The organism is ANME-2 cluster archaeon (genome assembly GCA_014237145.1).
GTDB lineage: Archaea > Halobacteriota > Methanosarcinia > Methanosarcinales > Methanocomedenaceae > Methanocomedens_A.
This window is the reverse complement of the sequence record JAAXOC010000024.1, coordinates 1-18678: the sequence shown is the minus strand read 5'-3', so window position 1 is coordinate 18678 and position 18678 is coordinate 1. Positions and strand designations below refer to the sequence as shown.

Annotated in this window: 20 protein-coding genes; 6 read left to right on the top strand and 14 right to left on the bottom strand. The window is 45.9% G+C overall.

From position 1 onward, the window contains the following. The 8 genes from HF974_03510 to HF974_03475 all read right to left on the bottom strand — a co-directional run. A partial coding sequence (locus HF974_03510) for an IS1634 family transposase (GenBank protein MBC2697406.1) occupies positions 1-260 on the bottom strand: 260 nt, incomplete at its 3' end. Positions 261-435: 175 nt separating this feature from the next. Next, positions 436-651 carry a type II toxin-antitoxin system HicA family toxin gene (locus tag HF974_03505; GenBank protein ID MBC2697405.1) on the bottom strand — a complete coding sequence of 72 codons (216 nt, stop codon included), beginning with the start codon at positions 649-651 and terminating at the stop codon, positions 436-438. Beyond that, complete coding sequence (locus HF974_03500; protein ID MBC2697404.1) at positions 644-850, bottom strand: type II toxin-antitoxin system HicB family antitoxin; 207 nt, start codon at positions 848-850, stop codon at positions 644-646. The genes HF974_03505 and HF974_03500 overlap by 8 nt, the downstream gene beginning before the upstream one ends. A 264-nt stretch (positions 851-1114) precedes the next feature. Continuing rightward, on the bottom strand, positions 1115-3010 hold the full coding sequence (gene cooS / locus HF974_03495; GenBank protein ID MBC2697403.1) for an anaerobic carbon-monoxide dehydrogenase catalytic subunit: 1896 nt from the start codon (positions 3008-3010) through the stop codon (positions 1115-1117). 262 nt (positions 3011-3272) lie between these two features. After that, positions 3273-4913, bottom strand: a complete 1641-nt coding sequence (locus HF974_03490) for a hypothetical protein (GenBank protein MBC2697402.1) — start codon at positions 4911-4913, stop codon at positions 3273-3275. Positions 4914-5171: 258 nt separating this feature from the next. Beyond that, entirely contained in the window at positions 5172-5666 is a 495-nt protein-coding gene (locus tag HF974_03485; GenBank protein MBC2697401.1) for a hypothetical protein, read from the bottom strand. A 290-nt stretch (positions 5667-5956) separates the two neighbouring features. Continuing rightward, complete coding sequence (locus HF974_03480; protein ID MBC2697400.1) at positions 5957-6235, bottom strand: hypothetical protein; 279 nt, start codon at positions 6233-6235, stop codon at positions 5957-5959. 748 nt (positions 6236-6983) lie between these two features. Next, positions 6984-7163, bottom strand: coding sequence for a hypothetical protein (locus tag HF974_03475; GenBank protein ID MBC2697399.1), 180 nt, complete (start codon positions 7161-7163; stop codon positions 6984-6986). A 239-nt stretch (positions 7164-7402) separates the two neighbouring features. Between HF974_03475 and HF974_03470 the strand changes: the two genes are divergently transcribed. Continuing rightward, entirely contained in the window at positions 7403-8218 is an 816-nt protein-coding gene (locus HF974_03470) for a 4Fe-4S binding protein (protein MBC2697398.1), read from the top strand. Between the two features lie 52 nt (positions 8219-8270). On the opposite strand, the gene thrC is transcribed toward HF974_03470, so the two are convergent. From thrC to HF974_03450, 4 genes are all read right to left on the bottom strand, one after another. Beyond that, positions 8271-9431: a threonine synthase gene (gene thrC / locus HF974_03465; GenBank protein MBC2697397.1), complete on the bottom strand. Its 1161-nt coding sequence runs from the start codon at positions 9429-9431 to the stop codon at positions 8271-8273. 38 nt (positions 9432-9469) lie between these two features. Continuing rightward, positions 9470-9613: a hypothetical protein gene (locus tag HF974_03460; protein MBC2697396.1), complete on the bottom strand. Its 144-nt coding sequence runs from the start codon at positions 9611-9613 to the stop codon at positions 9470-9472. A 188-nt stretch (positions 9614-9801) separates the two neighbouring features. Continuing rightward, positions 9802-11181 (bottom strand): (Fe-S)-binding protein, encoded by a 1380-nt coding sequence (locus tag HF974_03455; GenBank protein MBC2697395.1) that lies wholly within the window; start codon positions 11179-11181, stop codon positions 9802-9804. Between the two features lies 1 nt (position 11182). Then, on the bottom strand, positions 11183-11929 hold the full coding sequence (locus HF974_03450; protein MBC2697394.1) for a disulfide reductase: 747 nt from the start codon (positions 11927-11929) through the stop codon (positions 11183-11185). A 245-nt stretch (positions 11930-12174) separates the two neighbouring features. On the opposite strand from HF974_03450, the gene HF974_03445 reads away from it, so the two are divergent. From HF974_03445 to HF974_03425, 5 genes are read left to right on the top strand one after another with little or no spacing between them, the layout of a single operon-like run. Next, positions 12175-13443 (top strand): UbiD family decarboxylase, encoded by a 1269-nt coding sequence (locus HF974_03445; protein MBC2697393.1) that lies wholly within the window; start codon positions 12175-12177, stop codon positions 13441-13443. A gap of 4 nt (positions 13444-13447) precedes the next feature. Continuing rightward, entirely contained in the window at positions 13448-14662 is a 1215-nt protein-coding gene (locus HF974_03440; GenBank protein MBC2697392.1) for a DUF521 domain-containing protein, read from the top strand. Next, positions 14652-15059: a DUF126 domain-containing protein gene (locus HF974_03435; protein ID MBC2697391.1), complete on the top strand. Its 408-nt coding sequence runs from the start codon at positions 14652-14654 to the stop codon at positions 15057-15059. The genes HF974_03440 and HF974_03435 overlap by 11 nt, the downstream gene beginning before the upstream one ends. 14 nt (positions 15060-15073) lie before the next feature. Beyond that, complete coding sequence (locus HF974_03430) at positions 15074-16198, top strand: site-2 protease family protein (protein MBC2697390.1); 1125 nt, start codon at positions 15074-15076, stop codon at positions 16196-16198. A 13-nt stretch (positions 16199-16211) separates the two neighbouring features. Next, positions 16212-17330 carry a TIGR04013 family B12-binding domain/radical SAM domain-containing protein gene (locus HF974_03425; protein ID MBC2697389.1) on the top strand — a complete coding sequence of 373 codons (1119 nt, stop codon included), beginning with the start codon at positions 16212-16214 and terminating at the stop codon, positions 17328-17330. A 123-nt stretch (positions 17331-17453) separates the two neighbouring features. On the opposite strand, the gene HF974_03420 is transcribed toward HF974_03425, so the two are convergent. Beyond that, positions 17454-17672 (bottom strand): hypothetical protein, encoded by a 219-nt coding sequence (locus HF974_03420; protein MBC2697388.1) that lies wholly within the window; start codon positions 17670-17672, stop codon positions 17454-17456. A 670-nt stretch (positions 17673-18342) separates the two neighbouring features. Next, a partial coding sequence (locus tag HF974_03415; protein MBC2697387.1) for a hypothetical protein occupies positions 18343-18678 on the bottom strand: 336 nt, incomplete at its 5' end.

The window sequence follows — 18678 nt, the reverse complement described above, 5'->3', positions numbered from 1 at the left end:
TTTTTGTTGGTGTGTTTGTTTACGATGTCAATGAAGTTTAGTTCGTCGGATATGGAGAGGAGAGCTGCTGTTTTTCCATATTGGAAGGATTTTAGTTTGATGTGTGGCAGTTCTTTTGATTGTTCTTTTAGTTCTACTATTTTTTCTGCAGTTCCGAGGTATTTTTGCCATACTTGTTTTGGCTTGCCATCAATCCTTGCCATTTCAACGGCATACCAATAGATGTGACCTTTGATCTTCTTTTTTTTCAATGATACCATATGATCATATTAGGTCATACGTATTTAAATAGTTTTCTGTTTTAATCGATGTGTATTGAAGCATTAATTTAATATTAATAGTTAGGCCATACATTGTTTTAGGCGGCAACATGTCCAATGGCTAACGGTTTTCAATGAAAATTAGAGGTCAATTTGCTTTTCTTTGAAAGTCAAGTCAAAGATGTTCTATCAATTCATCTATTGAAACGCCTGCTTGGTTCAATATGCTCTTGAGAGTGGATTTTTTAACAGGATTATTCAAGGGAACAGTAACAGTTGAATCTCCCCTCTGCATAAACACATGGCTTCCCCTTTGCCGTACAATAATAAACCCCATCTTATTCAAAGATTTGATTATTTTTTTGCCAGACACAGAAGGAAGTTTAAGCACTGGCTACTTCCACCTTAAAAACTTCTGTATACGAGCGAGCTTGTTCCTGCATGACTTCAAGAACCAGTTGAATTGCCTCTTTAATGTTTTCCAAAGCTTCTTCTTTGGTATTTCCTTCGCTTATTGCAGCAGGAAGTTCAAGACATTGGACAGTATATCCACCTTCATCTGATTCTTCGAGTTTTACAGTGAATTGCATGTTCAATAATTAGATTTGTAGTTACTTAAATATAGCACAACGAATCTATTCCAAAAAAAGAATTGCTCTTTAGCTGATAATTTGCGCCGTCTTCAAGAATTGATAATTGGTGTTTTGCTAAATTTTACATAACGAGCATTGCTTATTCATCCAAAAACCCTCTCAACCATATTACCGATCCTACCTCGAATATGCACTGGCGATCTACGAAGCCCCGTCCGCGCCATCCCCGAATGAATTCAGTGGCACCCATTGCATTTTTTGCTATAATCCCAAACCCTTGCGCTTATCATCGATCACATCGCTTATCATTTCTGCTGCCTTTATCGGATCAGTCTCAACTGCAAACTTACCACCGACAATATCCTCTGCACCTGCTGTAAGAAGCTCCACAACATTTGAACTTCCCATAATTGCCGGAGGAAGTCCAAGAAGCGTGAATATTCCTGATGCAACTGCATAAGTCCCTATGCTGACAGCCTTCTCGCTCATCCATTCGGGCGCTGCCGCTGCAACTGGAAGGTCTGATATGTCAACACCAAGCTCGTTTGCAATAGAGGCTACAACAACGAGTATCCTGCTTATATCAACACAGGAGCCCATGTGAAGGACAGGTGGTATCCCAAGCGATCTGCAGAGTGATTTTAAACCTTCTCCTGCCATATCTGCCGCATCAGGGAGTAGAAGACCTGCTTTTGCACATGCAATTGCACTACATCCTGTTTCAACTACAAGAATATCCTTCTTGATCAGCGCCTTTGTCATCTCAACATGGTTCTTATCATGCACCACCTTGGGATTGTTACACCCGACCAGAGCAGCAATACCCCTGATCTTCCCTTCTTTTATCGCATCGATCAACGGTGTTAAACTTCCACCAAGTGCCGCAATGATCGCTTCAGCACTAAATCCTGCCATCATATCCAATGGATCTGATGGTATCAACACCCTCCCGGTATTGCGGTTTTTAAAGTTTAAAATTGCTCGTTTTACAATTCCCTTCGCGATATCAAATCCATTCTCTTCATCAAACTCAATATGCTCGGCGCTTGGGAATTTCGCCTTAGGTGAAGTTGAGATAAGGAGCGTGTGATAACACTTTGCAACATCTCCAAGTGATGGCATGATACACTGCACGTCTACAACCATCGCCTCAACGGCTCCTGTTACGATTGCAAGCTCCTGGTCAAGGAAATTTCCAGCAACAGGAATACCATGTCTCATTAAAAGCTCATTTGCGGTACAGCACATCCCACAGAGATTGATACCGGTAGCTTCCTCCATCTTTGCAAGTTCCACAAGTTCCGGGTCATTTACTGCTTCTGCAAGCATCTCAGAGAGAATCGGCTCATGCCCGTGCAACACGATGTTGACCTCCGTCTCATTTAGAACCCCGAGATTCACCTTCGATGTTACAGGTTTTGGTGTTCCAAAAAGGACATCAGAAAGCTCTGTCGCAATCATTGAGCCACCCCATCCATCTGATAAGGATGTCCTGAGTCCATGGAGGATGAGGTTCGCATAGTCGTTATCAACCCCTATGTGGGTTCGATGCATCATCTCAACGATCTCTCTATCGACTCCCCTTGGAATGATTCCCAGGTCTTTCCAGAGCTTCTGTCTAACCTCAGGTGCACGCTCAACGAACTGCAAAGCGCCCTTTACCATCCCGAACTCGTCAAGAACTGCGAGTGCAAGCTCTTTTGCAATCACGTGTTTATCTTTACCCGTAGTCTCGATTCCAAACTCTGCTGCAAGAGCCTTTAACTTCCCTTCATCTTTGATCTCATATCCCGATGCTTTATTCTCTGCTGTGAGGAGCAAGGTGTGAGCTATATCCCTGCCGTGATCCGAGTGTGCCGCAGCACCTGCTGCGATCGCTCTTGAAAGGTTTCTTGCAACAAGCGTATCATAGCCAGCTCCACAGACTCCTTTCACGGCTTTCGCTGCATGAGGGCCTACCCTGAGATATATTGGCAGCGAGGGGTGGGTAAGCCTGCAGGGACCCATAGTGCAGTTCTTACAGCAGATTCCAAGCTCGCCGAAGTTGCATTTGTCTCCCTGCTTTTCAAAACGGTCCCAGACAAGTTCAACTTCGTCCCTCTTTGCTTTATCTATGAGGGGTTTTGCAGTTTTATCAATCGTCTTTTCCGATGCCATAATGCTTCACATCCTTGCAGCATATATTTTAATATTTTGTTTTTTACCAGTTGCTTCCATTAATCCCCGTCCTTGCCGCACCACACTTGGGATAAAATCCAGGGCATCCATGAACTGTCGGATGTGTATTTTTTGCATCTCTCATCTCAAGCGGTTTAAGTATAACGTGTTTTGGGTTGCCGAAGTCGGCAACCCCGTATTATGCGATGTGGCGGCAACCATCGATATATTGCGTTTAGCCATTGCACCCCTACGGACGTAATCAGGGATTGGGTTCGATGCGATAGAGGATGTTCGCAATGTCGCCTGTGACGTAGATCACACCTGATGAGCCAACTGCCACGCCGTTGAATATCCACGTAGGCGGATAACCCTCTGCACCCTCTGCGCCCAGCTCAAGCCCTTCTGCTACGGTGCTGACCTTGCCTGTCTCAAGGTCGATGGACGAGAGACGCCCGACTCCGGTCTCAACAACAAGCAGGCTTCCGTCCGGCGCTACCGTGAGCCCTTCCGGGGCGGAGAGTTCTGTTGCCATCGGTTTTGGTTCTAAGAGGAGTTCACCGCCTGCCACGATCTGAAGCACCATACCTGTAGCCCAATCGCTGACCCACAGGTCATCGTTGGTCGCTGCCAGTCCCACAGGCAGAACGAGTCCATCGGCAGAATCCGCGAGAATGACACGCCCCTCATCGCTCGTCCGGGTGACACGACATGCCCCGGCTTCGAATCCGAGTTCGACGACAATAAGATCGCCCTGGAATCGGATTGCGTTTATTGGCACCGCAAAGTCCGTGTACTCCTCCAGTACCTCACGTGTCTCAGGACTCCAGACCTGAACAGTATTGGAAAAGACCGACGACAAGACCAGGTTATCACCGTCAGGAGAAACCGTCTCCGGACTCGTGATGCCGGGCATTCCAATGTAGTGCCGCTCGACGCTTCTTTCCTCGCCTGTCAGCCCGTCGAACTCACGAAGGGTAAAGAGGTCAGCCACAAACACGGACTCGCCATCGGAACGGGGTAGCGCGGCAACACCGCTGCCAGCCACTATCATGCCGCCCGGGCTCACGGTCCGCGTTGTGCCATTGGCAAGAACCTCAAAGATTGTGCCGTCCTGACCATGCGAGACGAACAGTCGATCATGCGAGTCGAACGCAAGGTTATCCAACCCTGCCGGCAACCGGGCAATTACCTCTTTTCTCCCGGTCTCTGCATCAAAACGCAAAATCTCGCCTTCACAATAGTCGGCAACGTGCAGACGACCCTCTGAGTTGAACTTCACAGCCGCCGGACAACCCATACCATCCGCAACCAGGTGAATCGTTCCATTATCCACATCAACGCGCACCACCTCGCCTTTGGTCCAGATCGGACCGTACAGGAATCCATCAGGTCCAAAGTCCATGCCGTTTAAGAAACCCAGATCCTCAGCGATTAGGCGAGGCGGATCAACGAGGTCGGGGTCGAGTTCGTACAGCGCGTCACCCATGAGATACAGGGCAGCGAAGAGGCGACCATCATCAGAGAACGTGATCGGGTCGACGCCGGGCGCAACGAACTGGCTGGTGCAGACACCGTCCGGCGATAGCCTGCCCACCTCGCCGGTCAGAAACGATGTCCAGTACAGCGAGCCGTCAGGTCCGAAGATGAGATCTTCCGGTCCTTCCACGCCCACGTCCGGACCGAGTCGGTCGAGTATCTCGCCTGTTTCCGGGTCCATGACCACAATCTCCCTGCCTACAGTAGAGGCGATGTGCAGCCGGTCTTTACTGTCGAAGATGATGCCAGCGGCACCATCGATGGGCGATCCCTGCACGAGAACCGTTACGGCGGCTTCTGGCTTCTCATCGTCCGATGGCTCTATGCAGCCTGAGACGATGAGCCCCAGAACCGCCAAGAGCATCGGTATATACAATAATTTTTTCATTGGTAGTTTCCTCCTGTTTTTCTATTTCGTCCATTAATGTTCCAAGATACTGAATATGCACGCATTCGAATATTAGTAATTTTATATAATCCATCTACTAAAAATTTAAAAATATAGCGAGTAATACAGTTTGTAGTAAAACCGTACCACTCAAGCCAGCTCACTATTCTGTTAAACAGTTCCCTGGGCGCTTTCAAACCTTTGCCCCTTTTTTGGCACTGTCTGGAATTCCAATTATTTCCTGCGTTCAATGACCATCTCGCAGTACGGGTCGCCACCGCACATACTCTTGTTGACTTGTATTGTAAAACCAGGATTAAGGTTTTCAACAGCCGATTTGTGGTAGGTCTGGCATGCAGTAAGTACAACCTGCGGATCAAGTCCCATCTCCACTACCCTGTTGAGCATGGCACACTTTGTTGTCTTCCCTACGGTCCTGTCATCGCCTTCTTCTGTGATCTCTCCCTCAAACTCAGGTCCATAGAGGATTGTTAAAATGATCTCTAAGGTCTCGTCAATCTCCCTGGCATTGCCTGTTGGCAGTCCAAGGGCTGATGCAAGGTCCTTGATTTCCTTCCCTGCTTCAATATAGATGGACCGTTCTATCTCATCATACTTTTCTCCAACTGCTTCCCTGAAGGCAATATCAAATGCTAACGGGATTGCACTTGCTGCCCTGGCTGCAATCTCCCACCTTTGCTCTGCTGGAATATCTTCTATACTTACCATCTTTCAAACCTCCCAATTTGTGTTATATATTTTGATGTAGCTTTGAAGCCTCAATTATATATAATCATTAATGGTGTAAGTAATTTTTGGTGTAGGAATTTTTAGTTTTTGGGAAGGGGTAAAACAATTTCCTGATACAAAGAGTGGATTGTGGAACATTAACATGGCAAATGATAAACAGCTTATTTGATTGAACATTGTTAAAACTAAGAAGAGCAATTATACAGTTACTAAAAAAAATGTGTGTGGTTTCCCACACACTTAACTGTGTCAATGACGATTAAATCCGTTTATTTTGGGCCATAATGCGGTCCACTACCTTCTGGGACACAATCTTCATCACAGTCACGATTGCGTTCCTTATCACCCAGGAAACTTACATCATCTCGACATAATCCATCTTTTGGTGGAGAGTCTAGTATACTATCATCATCCGTATCAGTCCATTGGATACGATCTCTATCAGGCATCCCATCTTCATTTGCATCATTAGCAGCGAATGTAGATCCTGTTGAACCCAGTACTAATGCAAGGACCAGCAATACTCCAATAATTGTTCTAATTTTCATCAATTATCACCTCCTTTACATTCCGTTGAACAACTAAATTATAGTGGGAGATCAAATCACTTAAGCATACTTTCGGTTCAATAAATTTAAATCATCCATTTCACTTCAAAAACAGACAAAAGCCTTCAAAATAGTCTTAATTACTTTATTAAACTTCAACACAAAATATCTATTTACTTATATAATTATTAAATATATATATCAAATCTATTGGCCGGATGATGCTACATTAAGAATAAAATCTCCAGTCCAGCCTCCTGATAGCACCTGAAAATCTTTAAGCACAAACAGCGGCATAACATTTAAACAGAGATAAAACAGGATGAACTTGAGGACGATTTCTTTGAAGAATTAAGAGGAAGTGATCAACTTCCTAAATCAAATGAAAAAACGAGTTAAGAGTGCGGTTAAGCATTACATTGAATGTTTGAAAGAAAATTGAGAATTATTCAAGAAAAACTTAATCTTAATAACTATACCCTGCAGTTCTGCTGCGGTTGGGTGTGTCATCACAACGTTTGACTCTGAATATTTCGATTTTCAAATTATCGGACAGTCTCTTTGGTGCGGGTGCTGGCAGACGCTTTTGTTGTGCTTCATTGATGCATGGGTATTCAGCGGTCCGGGGGTGCGAAGTGGATATTATGTTTGTTAGCTGCCGGCGGATGTTAAAATATATGATATAAGTAAATATATATATATATATAACCGCCCTCCAGCCCTGCCACCGCAGGGCGGCAGGTGGCAGCTAACCTTGTAGATTTGTGATGACTTTGAACCGCCGTTTTGTGGAGCGTTCTAACCTTTCTCTGTACCATCTGTGGTTAATTTTGAAATACTTCCAGCCCCTTCTCCCCTCCCCTCTGCCCAGGTACCTCTCCTCTATTTGCTCTGTCCGCCCCTGTGGTGTGGGGGCTGGCAGTCGCATTTTAGGTGCCCATGAATGAAAACGGATCAACGCCCGGACCTGATCAATAAATTGCAGTATTTGAATAGATATATTTATAACGTCTAAAAAGAAAATTAATTCACTTTTATAGGAAGGAGGAGGAATAAAGATTGGTGGGAACTATTTCAATCTTCATCGGAGTAATTCTAATAATAATTCTAGGTATATGGTTTTTAGGTGAGAGGTGGAGACCTTTACGTCCTTCGACCTGGAAATTCATGAAAGAGGCAGGTTTGCGGAGAATCCTTAATCTTCAAGCCTTTCATGGATATATCTATGCCCGCTGGACAAATCAATATGTTAACCTCCTCGTTAACAAAATCTTTCCCCGGTTGAGTCCCCTAAGAAAAATATGGTTATCAGAGCACTATCACGGCAAAATCCTTACACCTGAACAAGCCCATTCCATCATAACCAATGATAAAGATATTCCTTTGCATGATCTGGAACAGATTATCCCTTATCAAATAGCGCGCGATATCGTACTCAAGGGGCCGCCTGATGTAGCTGTTTATGAATGTTCCTGCCGCCATAATCATGAGAATCCCTGTCAGCCAACTCAGGTCTGTATGATCGTGGGTCAACCATTTGTAGATTTTATATTGGAGCATAACCCAAAAAGCAGCCGCAAACTCACTCAAACGGAGGCTTTAGAACTCCTCCAATCCGAACATGAACGCGGGCACTTGCACACTGCCTGGTTTAAGGATGCTTGTATAGATCGCTTTTACTCCATCTGCAACTGCTGCAAGTGTTGTTGTGGGGGAATAGAAGCCATGGTGAAATATGATATCCCATCAATGGCCTCTTCGGGTTACGTAGCGCAGTTAGATAATGATATTTGCACTGCCTGTGGCACATGCATAGATGTATGTCCTTTTAGTGCTCTCTCTGAAAATGAAATATGTGTTGCTGTAGATTGGGAACTATGTATGGGTTGTGGAATATGCGTAGAACTGTGCCCCACCGAAGCTATATCGTTGGCACGTGATGAGAAGAAAGGTGTACCCTTGGATGTACGATTGTTAGCTTGATGCATGATTTACTAAAGGGACACATGTCTTATACTACAATTTCTTACCCTCATCACTCAATCCCACACATATCTTTCAGCCCGTGCCCTGTCGCCATACATACCACAGTCTTACCCTCCAACCCTCCGGACACCCGCCGCGCCCCAGCATACGCCACCGCACCACTCGGCTCAACAAAAATACCATGCCCTGCCAAAAAATCCCGCACCTCAATCACCTCATTATCAGAAACACTTACAGCCTGCCCCCCGGTCTCCCTTATAGCACGCAAAGCCCCCAGCCCGTCAATAGGGTCACCACAGGCAATGGCAGTAGCAATAGTCTCAGGATCCTCCACAGGAATGATCTCCCTGGAATTCTTCTCCCAGGCATCCACAACAGGGCGGCAGGCCTCAACCTGTATGCCAATAAAAGTCGGTTTGCGCTCAATGACACCCACCTCGTACATGTCTATGAAGGCCTCGTAAATACCCCAGATAAGAGTCCCGTTACCTATAGGTGCAACAATCACATCAGGCACCCCCCAGTATAACTGGTCAGCTATCTCAAAGCCTACGGTCTTGGTCCCCTCCCCCCTCCAGGGATAATCACCTGTAAGGAATGAATCCGTGTGGGCTATCACATACTCCTCGGCCTGATTCATCGCCAGTGAGTAATCGCCATCCACGAACCGGATATCAGCCCCGTACGCCCTTATTTGCTTGATCTTGGCCGGACCTACAATATTTGGCACAAATACGATACATTCAAGCCCGGCAAAAGCAGCATATGCCGCCACCGAAGCACCCATATTGCCTGTAGAGGCCAATACCACCTTCTCCTTTCCATACTCCATCGCCTTGGTGATCTCCAGGGACGAGCCCCGGTCCTTAAAAGAACCTGTGGGGTTCATGGCCTCGTATTTCACCAGCATCCGCTTGCATCCTATGTCACTGGTAAGAGAATTGTTCTCAAGCAGTGGCGTGCCCCCCTCACCCATGGTAATGATATGGGACAGGTCCCGCACAGGTAAGAACGCCCAGTATTTCCAATGGGTGGGGCTCGCCCGCTTGAACGGGTCTGTAAGGAGGGATTTCCTTATGGAATCATAATCATACTCCGCATCCAATCCGGAGTTACAATTGGAACACCTAGGAATTGGTTTGCTCTCAATCTCATCCGGTAGATGGTGCTTGCCGCATTTGAAACATCGAAAACCTGTTACATATACCATTTTATTCTCCCTCTCATTCTAATTGTTTCCGTGACACCCTATAATTTCTCATCTGCCAGTGCAGAGTCCTTTTTGACAAACTTTGGAGCAGGCTTCATCTTGCATTTCGCAGGCTGCTGTTCAAACTGCTTCACTAAAAGCTCCTCAAGTTCGTCATCTGTCAGTTCACTATCTTTTGCCATAGAATAAGATAATGACTAATAGTATTTTACAATTATTCAGGAAATCCTCCCACCAGTGGGATTAACATGAGTGTATAAAGTTATACATCGTCTGCTATATAAAATAAAAATTAATATAATCTTTTGCAGAAAGTATGAAAAAGAACAAAAAAAAAGAAATATGGCGCATGACATGCGCCAATTCCAGATTATAGATCTATCAGGTGTTTAGGCGATTCTGCCTCAACTCCTGCTGCCTTATCCTCTTCTTCCTGGGATTTGATCTTCGTAGACAGACCCATAAGTTCAGCCACAAGCACGATCATGTCTTCCACCTGCATCTTATTTTCAGGATTATCTCTCAGATCATAGTCCGTAGCACCTATCTGGTCATATACATTATCCCTTCCATCACCAATATTCCGGCGGCAGAATGGACAGCAAGATGACAGGATATCTGCATTAATAGCCTGTGCATCCCTGATACGTTCGGATGCGATATCAAGCGCCAGATCAGATATTCCGGCCTTTACGCCGCCTCCTGCTCCACAGCACCGCTGAAGTTCCTTGATCCTGTCCATTTCCACGAATTTGAGACCTGGCAGGTTATCTAGCACTACTCTTGGTGTTTCATATACACCACAGTGCCGTCCAAGATGGCACGGATCGTGATACGTAATGATCTTGTTATCAAAGGATTTCTTCCATTCGATCTTACCCTGCTGGATGAGGTCTGCAAGCAGGTCAGCCACATGTACTACTTCAAAGTTGGGTTTTCTACCCAATTGTTTCGGCCAGTCTATAGTTGCAACCCTGTAGCAACCTGCACATGCGAACATCACCTTCTTGACTCCTCTCGCCTCCAGTGCTTCCACATTATGTTTGGCGTTTATATAAGGGACATCACCTTTATGGGGCTGGCCTGTTCTAATAATTGCAGAAGAACAGCACGTTTCCTCTTCACCCAGATATATAAATGGAACATTCAGGTGGTTCAGGACCCTGGCTGTACAGACTCCAAGTACCTGCTGGTTAAATCCGGCAGTACATCCTGCAAAATAAGCCACATCTGCCTCTTCGGCTATCTCAACATCATCAGGTATCCAATCCAGTCTTTGTTTCTGGTCTTTCAGATATGGATTACGATACTCACCAATAAGCTTGGGGAACATGATGGTCTTTCCATACGGACCGTTGTCCCTCATGACGAGTTGCTGTCTGGTGGCTTCATACATGTCAACAGTATTTATACCGGCCGGACAGACCGAAGCGCAAACTCCACATGTACTACAATGGAAAAAAGCATCTGCGAAATCCTGGATATCATCCTCATCGAGCCGTTTCGGTCCGAATAATTTTGCTTTTAAGCCATAACTCTGGCCCATAAATGACCTGAACCGGCTGATCTTGTCCATCGGGGAAAATTTCCGGTCCCCGTCTTTTGCATCCAGAACAGGACACCATTTATCACATTCCCCACATCTGGTGCAGGCATCGTACTGCATCATAAAAGTAGGACTAATTACATCAGTCTTGATATATGGCTCTCCTTTTGGAATTACAGCTCTGGGTTCTTTTTCATCTGCCATGTTACTCTCCTCCGCCATTTACAAGAATGACCATTGGTGCTGCTAACATATGCATATACTTGCTGTACGGAATATATGCAATACAAAATAGCAGTGAAATTGCCACATGGAACAGTGCAAATGTTTCAGCTAATGCTACATTGCCGCCCAGGAAAGTCCATGCACCTGTTATGGCATCGGGTCTGAAACCTTCTGCCATAAAACCTGTTATTGTGATGATAAGTGTACCCAGGACAAGTACCCAGTCAAACATTTGAGTACGTTTGACAACATCTGAAATTGCCAGGCGTCTTACAATCGCAATAAGAAGTCCTATCAACAGCATATATCCAAGCACTTCATTACCAAAGTCAAGGCTGTTTCTTGTTTCCACAAGGTTGATTTCCATTCCAATCTCATGCAATACTTCAAATACTGCAAAGATCATTGAAAAAATGAACATACCGATCCATCCTACAAATATCAGCATATGCATCACCCATCTAAACGGGCTGCGTCTAAGTATTCTACGCTGCAACAGGATATCCAGTATTATTGTGCTTATAAGGCTTTGCCTTTTATGGTGTCCCAATTTTTCATGGTTAATAGATTTTAAAAAGATCTTCAAGAAATGAGACGCACTTCCGCCGCCCCATTTTTGCATATTCAGATACATTCCTAATAAAAATATTAGAATTGCGACCATTGCAATTCCTATCATCATATAAAATGAAGGTATTCCCGAATAATAACTAAATGGCTCACTCATTTGATATTTTCCTCCTATAGGTGAAATTATTGATTGTTCTGATCAGATTAACTGGCAGGACCTGCATAAATGGTTCCTCGCAAGTTGAATTATCTTGGTATCTAACTTATATATATTTTGCGTATTTTTTTCTTTACAATATTATGGCAGTAGCTATTTTTATAATGAATTGGATATTATAATAATCCAGGTCATGTAAAAGCTATTATAAGATATGCCAGCTATAAGATTTTAACAGAGGCAAAATGAGTTTTAGATATTTCATTGAACAACTAAGGTCAGACCAGTTATTACATGAGATCAATGATAGCTATTCTCCTTACCTGGAAGTATCAGGATCAGTACATAAAAAAAAAGGTCCCGTTCTTTTTAATGATGTGAAGGGGCATAAAATAGTAATAAATATTATCGCAAACCGGCAGTGTATGGCAGCATCACTGGGAACTACACCAGAAAAAATGGTTCATTACCTCGCAGGCATAGAACCAGATGGTGAAGTGATACTTGTAGATAATACCTCCTCAACAGAGGTCATAGAACCTGAAGTAGACCTTGACAAGGTTCCGATATTGACATATTTCCAAAAAGATGGCGGACCTTATATCACAGCCGGAGTAGTAGTGTCAGAATTCGATGGCATGTGCAATGCATCGATCCATCGATTAATGGTAACGGGCAAAGATACCTTAGTGGGTCGTCTGGTAGAGAACAGGCATACATATAATCTTCAAAAGGCTGCATCTATAGCAGGTGAGCCACTGCCCATTGCAATAGTTATAGGCATAGATCCTGTTATTCTTCTGGCAACCACCACGAGAGTACCTGAAGGAAAAGAATTCCAGTACGCAGGGGCATTACGGGGTCGCCCTGTCGAGCTATTTAAACTTAATAACGGCATCAGTATCCCGCATGCCGAATGGGTGCTGGAAGGATATATAGACCCCCATGTCAGGGTGAACGAAGGACCCTTTGTGGACATTACCGGCACCTTGGACATTATAAGGCAGGAGCCCCTGATCCGCATTACCAGAGTTATGCACCGCCGTGACCCAATCTACCATGTCATCATGCCGGCAGGAGGCGAACACAAGATGCTCATGGGCATACCTTACGAACCCCTGATCCTGAAAGGGGTGGGTGAAGTTTGTGATGCCCGCAATGTGGTGCTGACCGAAGGTGGTTGCTCATATCTGCATGCCATTGTCCAGATACACAAGACCGCAGATAACGACGGGCGAAAGGCTATCGATGCTGCATTCTCGGCACATAAAAGCCTGAAGCATGTAGTAGTGGTGGATGATGATATTGACATATTTGACCAGTCTGATGTGGAATATGCCATAGCAACAAGGTTCAGGGCAGACAAAGACCTGGTCGTGTACCCTAACGTGCGGGGCAGCAGCCTTGATCCCATGTGTTCTCCTAACGGAAATACCGACAAAATGGGGCTGGATGCAACCATGATACTGGGAGAAGAGTACAAATTCAAGCGGGTGACCCCCGGGGGGGACTAAAAGCTTGTACCTGACACAGGAAGAAGAGTCTATCCTGGAAGGAGAGCATGGACCCACGCTCCAAAAAGCCATGGAGATACTAACCACCCTTGGCGATATCTATGGCGCTGACTCACTTATACCGGTAAAGAGCGCCCAGATAGCAGGCGTGAGTTACAAGACCATTGGTGATGCCGGCCTGGAATGGATATCAGACCTTGAAGGTACAGTTGTGGTGCCTTCCATCCTGAACCCGGCAGGCATGGACCTGGAGCGCTGGCAGGAGATGGGTGTGGATGCGGAGTTTGCATCCAAACAGGCCAGTATCATTGAAGCATACAGGCGCCTGGGCGTGAGATGTGAATGCACATGCACTCCTTATTATATTGACAAAGAACTGGCTGCTTTTGGCGATCACCTGGCATGGAGTGAAAGCTCGGCAATATCTTATGCAAATTCGGTTATAGGTGCCAGGACCAACCGTGAAGGCGGACCTTCTGCACTGTCGGCTGCACTTATTGGAAAAACTGCCAATTACGGTTACCACCTGGACGAGAACCGGGTCCCGACAATCGGATTTGAAGTGGATTGTAAATTAACAGGCGCAGATTACGGTGCCCTGGGCTGTCTGGCAGGAGCCCAGGCTGGTTCAGGTGTGCCTGTGTTCAGGCTCAGGTCAAAGCCGTACGATACCGAATTAAAAGCCCTGGGTGCGGCCATGGCAGCTTCTGGTGCAGTTGCATTATATCATGTAGAAGGTGTCACCCCCGAATCAGGGCAGCAAGAGTTCCCTGATGAGACTATTATCATAAAGCGCAGGCAGATCGATGATGTATTTGATGAAGGATGTGGAGAAGGATACAAGGAAGAGTGCGAAGAAGGATACAGGAATGGATGTGGGAATAAACCTGACCTGGTGGCACTGGGCTGCCCCCATTACTCTGCCAGTGAACTGGAAGAAGCGGCACGCTTACTTGAAGACCATACCCCTGCAAAAGAGGTATGGATATGTACGTCCCGCAAGGTCAGGGATGCTAATCCCAGACTTGTACGAAGAATTGAGGACAGCGGCGCAAAAGTTTTTGTTGATACCTGCATGGTGGTATCACCAGCCACAGATCGTTTCGGATGTGTACTTACCGATTCGGGCAAAGCCTTCAAGTATGTCCCGAACCTGTGTGGTGTAAGGGCCAGAATTGCACATATTAACGAATGCCTGGCAGGAGAGGATAGCGATTAGGACCTTAAAAGGCAGGCCGATCTCCAGGGGACAGGCCGAAGGTGAAGCACTGGTTACTACCCAATCCATTTCATTCCTCGGCAGTATAGACCCTGCCACAGGTGTAGTGTTTGAGAAGGGACACGAACTTGAAGGTGAGGATGTGACAGGGAAGGTCCTTGTGTTCCCTTCTGGAAAAGGTTCCACAGTGGGGTCGTATGTAATGTACCAGTTGAAAAAGAACGGGACTGCCCCGGCAGCAGTTATAAACAGGTCCGCCGAACCTATTGTGGTAGTAGGGGCCATTATATCTGACATACCAATGGTGGACAGCACCAAACCGGATGCTATTGATACTATAAGAACCGGGGATCGGGTCAAGGTCAATGGGACCAGGGGGGCTGTTTATATTTTATGAACCATACTGAATCCATGAACCATACCGAAGATAATGGAACAGACAGGTCTGAAACCGAATCTGCTATTACCGAATCTGCTATTTTTAAGATCATCGAGTCCGATGTGCCGGATTTCAGGATATATGAGTATGCACTTGAAGATGGTTCATATTTTTTTTACGGCAATCCAATAGATGATCCGAAGGACGTGATCAGACGGCTCTGGGTCCCAATCTCAAGTATGGGTTATGAAATCCGGATGGTCTATGAACTGGGTGAGTATGTACTTGTAATAAGCCCTGTTACCCGGAAGAAGGACCGGATATGGATAAATGTGGTACTGGCATTCCTTACAGTTATCACGACCATGTTCGTGGGTTCCATGATGTTCGGTATTGACCCTTTTTCAAATCCAACAGGAATATTAAAAGGTCTGCCTTTCACTCTGGCCATCATGTTCGTTTTGGGTTCGCATGAGATGGGACACTACCTGGTAGCAAGGATGCATGGTATGAAAACCTCACTGCCGTATTTCATTCCTTTCCCCAGTTTATTCGGGACCATGGGTGCAGTGATAAAACATAAAGGACCGATCCCAAACCGGAAAGCTCTGTTCGATGTGGGTGTTGCAGGCCCCATTGTAGGACTGTTTGCATCAGTAATTGTAACAGTGATCGGCCTATCTCTGACCCCACTGAACACAGTTATCCCGGATGGCTCAATGATCCTAAAGCTATCACTCCCGATTCTGTTTGATATTATCGGGTACTTTGTAGGAGGTATAGGGACCGAAACAATTATGCATCCTGTGGCCTTTGCAGGATGGGTGGGTATGCTTGTGACTGCACTGAACCTGATACCTGCGGGCCAGCTTGACGGTGGACATATGCTGCGTGCTATGATTGGTCCAAGGTCAGCCTATGTATCTGCCGTGGTACCTTTCGTTCTGCTTTCTCTTTCATTGTTCATCTATTTCGTGATGCAGCAAAATGGTGGTATGTTGCTGTTCTGGGGATTGTTCATCACATTGTTTGCAGCGGCTGGCCACCCTGAACCCCTGGAGGATTCGGATGATCTGGATAGCAGCAGGATACTGGTGGGGCTGCTTGTCTTTGGGGCAGGGCTGTTGTGTGTAACACTGGTCCCGATCCAGGTGTAGGGGGTTTGCAAATCTGGGCGGTGTGAATTTCAGGCTGGATAGTAAGAACCGCAACAGCCTTGCCGCCCTTATGCCCTTGGTCCCGGGGGCACAGGTAGTGCATGGGCCGGTTGATGGAATTATGGCGTATAGTTTTGCTACTGCACAGGCAGACAGGGTATTTGATGAAATAGGAAATTCATCTACTGATTCTATCTACATTGCAGGCGGCCCGCACCCTTCAGCAAGGCCCTGTGAATGCCTTGAATATTTCGACTACGTGGTAATATGTGAAGGGGAGGAGACACTGCCTGAACTTATTCGCAGTATCGGCAACGGTGATCGTGATCCGGCTGATGTGAAGGGGATAGCATACCAGGATAGGGGGCGGTGCGTGATCAATGGAAAAAGACCTCCAGTTGACCTTGATAAGTATCCTCCGTTCTCAGGAGACTGGCTTAAGGGCTATATTGAGATCAGCCGGGGCTGCCCTTATAGCTGCGGCTACTGCCAGACGCCCCGGCTGTCCGGACACAGGATGCGCCACCGCAGCCCTGAAGTGGTGGCCAAATATGCAGGTATGATGCGGGATGTGAGGTTCGTTTCACCCAATGCCTTTGCCTATGGCACAAGCGGACAGGGGACAGAACCTGATATGATACAGGCATTGCTGGAGGCCATCCCTGACAGGTGCAGGATATTCTTTGGCACATTCCCGTCAGAGGTCAGGCCCGAGTTCGTGACCAGGGAGATGCTTGAACTGGTGAAGCAGTACTGCCACAACTCATCGTTGAGCCTTGGCGCGCAGAGCGGCAGCCAAAGCGTGCTGGATAGAATCAGCAGGAGTCATACGGTTGAGGACGTTAAATGTGCTGTCGAACTATGCAGGGAATATGACCTGACACCTATTGTGGATGTTATATTCGGGCTGCCCGGTGAGACAGTCGCTGACCAGCAGGAGACGCTGGAACTGGTTGAATTTGTGGTAAACAAAGGCGGACGCATACATTCCCATTACTTCACCCCCCTACCCGGGACACCGTTGGAGGATGCAGTGCCGTCACCTGTGGGTAAGGATGCGAACAGGGCAATGGGCCGGCTGGCCCTGGGTGGGAAGGTTACGGGTGTGTGGGAGCCGGATGTTCGCAGATGATACAAGGCTGGCTGCCACCATGCCGCCCTGGCGGGCTGCGGTGGCAGGGTCAGTTTAATAGCAGCCCACACACCCGGTCAGCAGTGCCAGGGACTAGGTGCACAAAAAACTTATTCTTTATTCTTATGAGCAAACCTCATACACATATTCCTGTTCCATCTTGTGACCTGCATCATATTCCTTCAATGCTTTTTTCGCATTTTGAATGAGCCTGGAAGTAACATATAAAGAAGAAATATCCAATAGGTCTCTAAGTGCCTTTGTTGTATCATCATAGGATATTATCCACTCCCTGTATGCCCTGAGAAGTATGCCTATGGAACCAACGGGTTGCATTCCCATTGATTTTAAAACATCCCTTACGTCCTGGTCATCGCTTTGGACGAGATTGATACTTGTGTACTTTGAAAGTGTTATTACGCTTCCATCAGGTATGCTGATGTCATATTTTATTAAAAAATATTATATCTGGTCCTTTTTCTTTGATGCAATGTCAAGTATTTCAAATATCTTTGACTCAATTTTATTGTTCCCGAACAGGTTGCAAACTTTGACTTCGTTGTAGACATCCTTAGGTACAAAAACTTTGCTGAATTGTGAAAAACACGTGGATGTTCCAATCTCTGAGAGATGTGTGATTGGTCCGGCATCTGAAATTGCTTTAATCTCTATGAAGTCCCTATTGAATGTCTTCTTCTACTGCCGCTTCAAGTCTCGCCAATTGTTTCCGCTCTACTATGTTGCGCACGACATCCCGGATGGCTTCTGAACGATTGGCATACCACCCTTTTTTGATTCTTAAGGGACGATTTGGAATGCCGGAGGACTGCCCTGGATCCGTACACTGCAATTTTCAGGTTTCACAGTATCTCCGAACAATATATCCAAATAAGATAGCCCAACCTAACCCACATGTAGAAATTTGATAAGATGTGGACATACTATCGATGGCTCCCTGATGATCCATCAACCTACATCCCCATGTTGCTGTGTCATGGAGATGGCCATCTAATCATATATTCTTGTATCGTGCTACACACTCATCGTACATATCTAACATGAACACTTTGAAACTTACCTCATCTTTGTACAATACAACCCATAGCAGTTGCAGTACTTGTTCATAAGCAAAATAAAAAAACCTTATACTGACATCCTTAGATTTTGACATTATACGTGCTTCATCCTGAACACGGAAACCCGTTTCAATTCTCCACCTCCTCTTATATGATGCAATAATGTGATCAAGATTGATGGAAGATTGATTTGTGGCAAATGCCCAGTCATATAATTTGTCACTTCTTTTATCGAATATTTGTTTTAAAAGTGCAAGAGTTGTTTCCCCTCT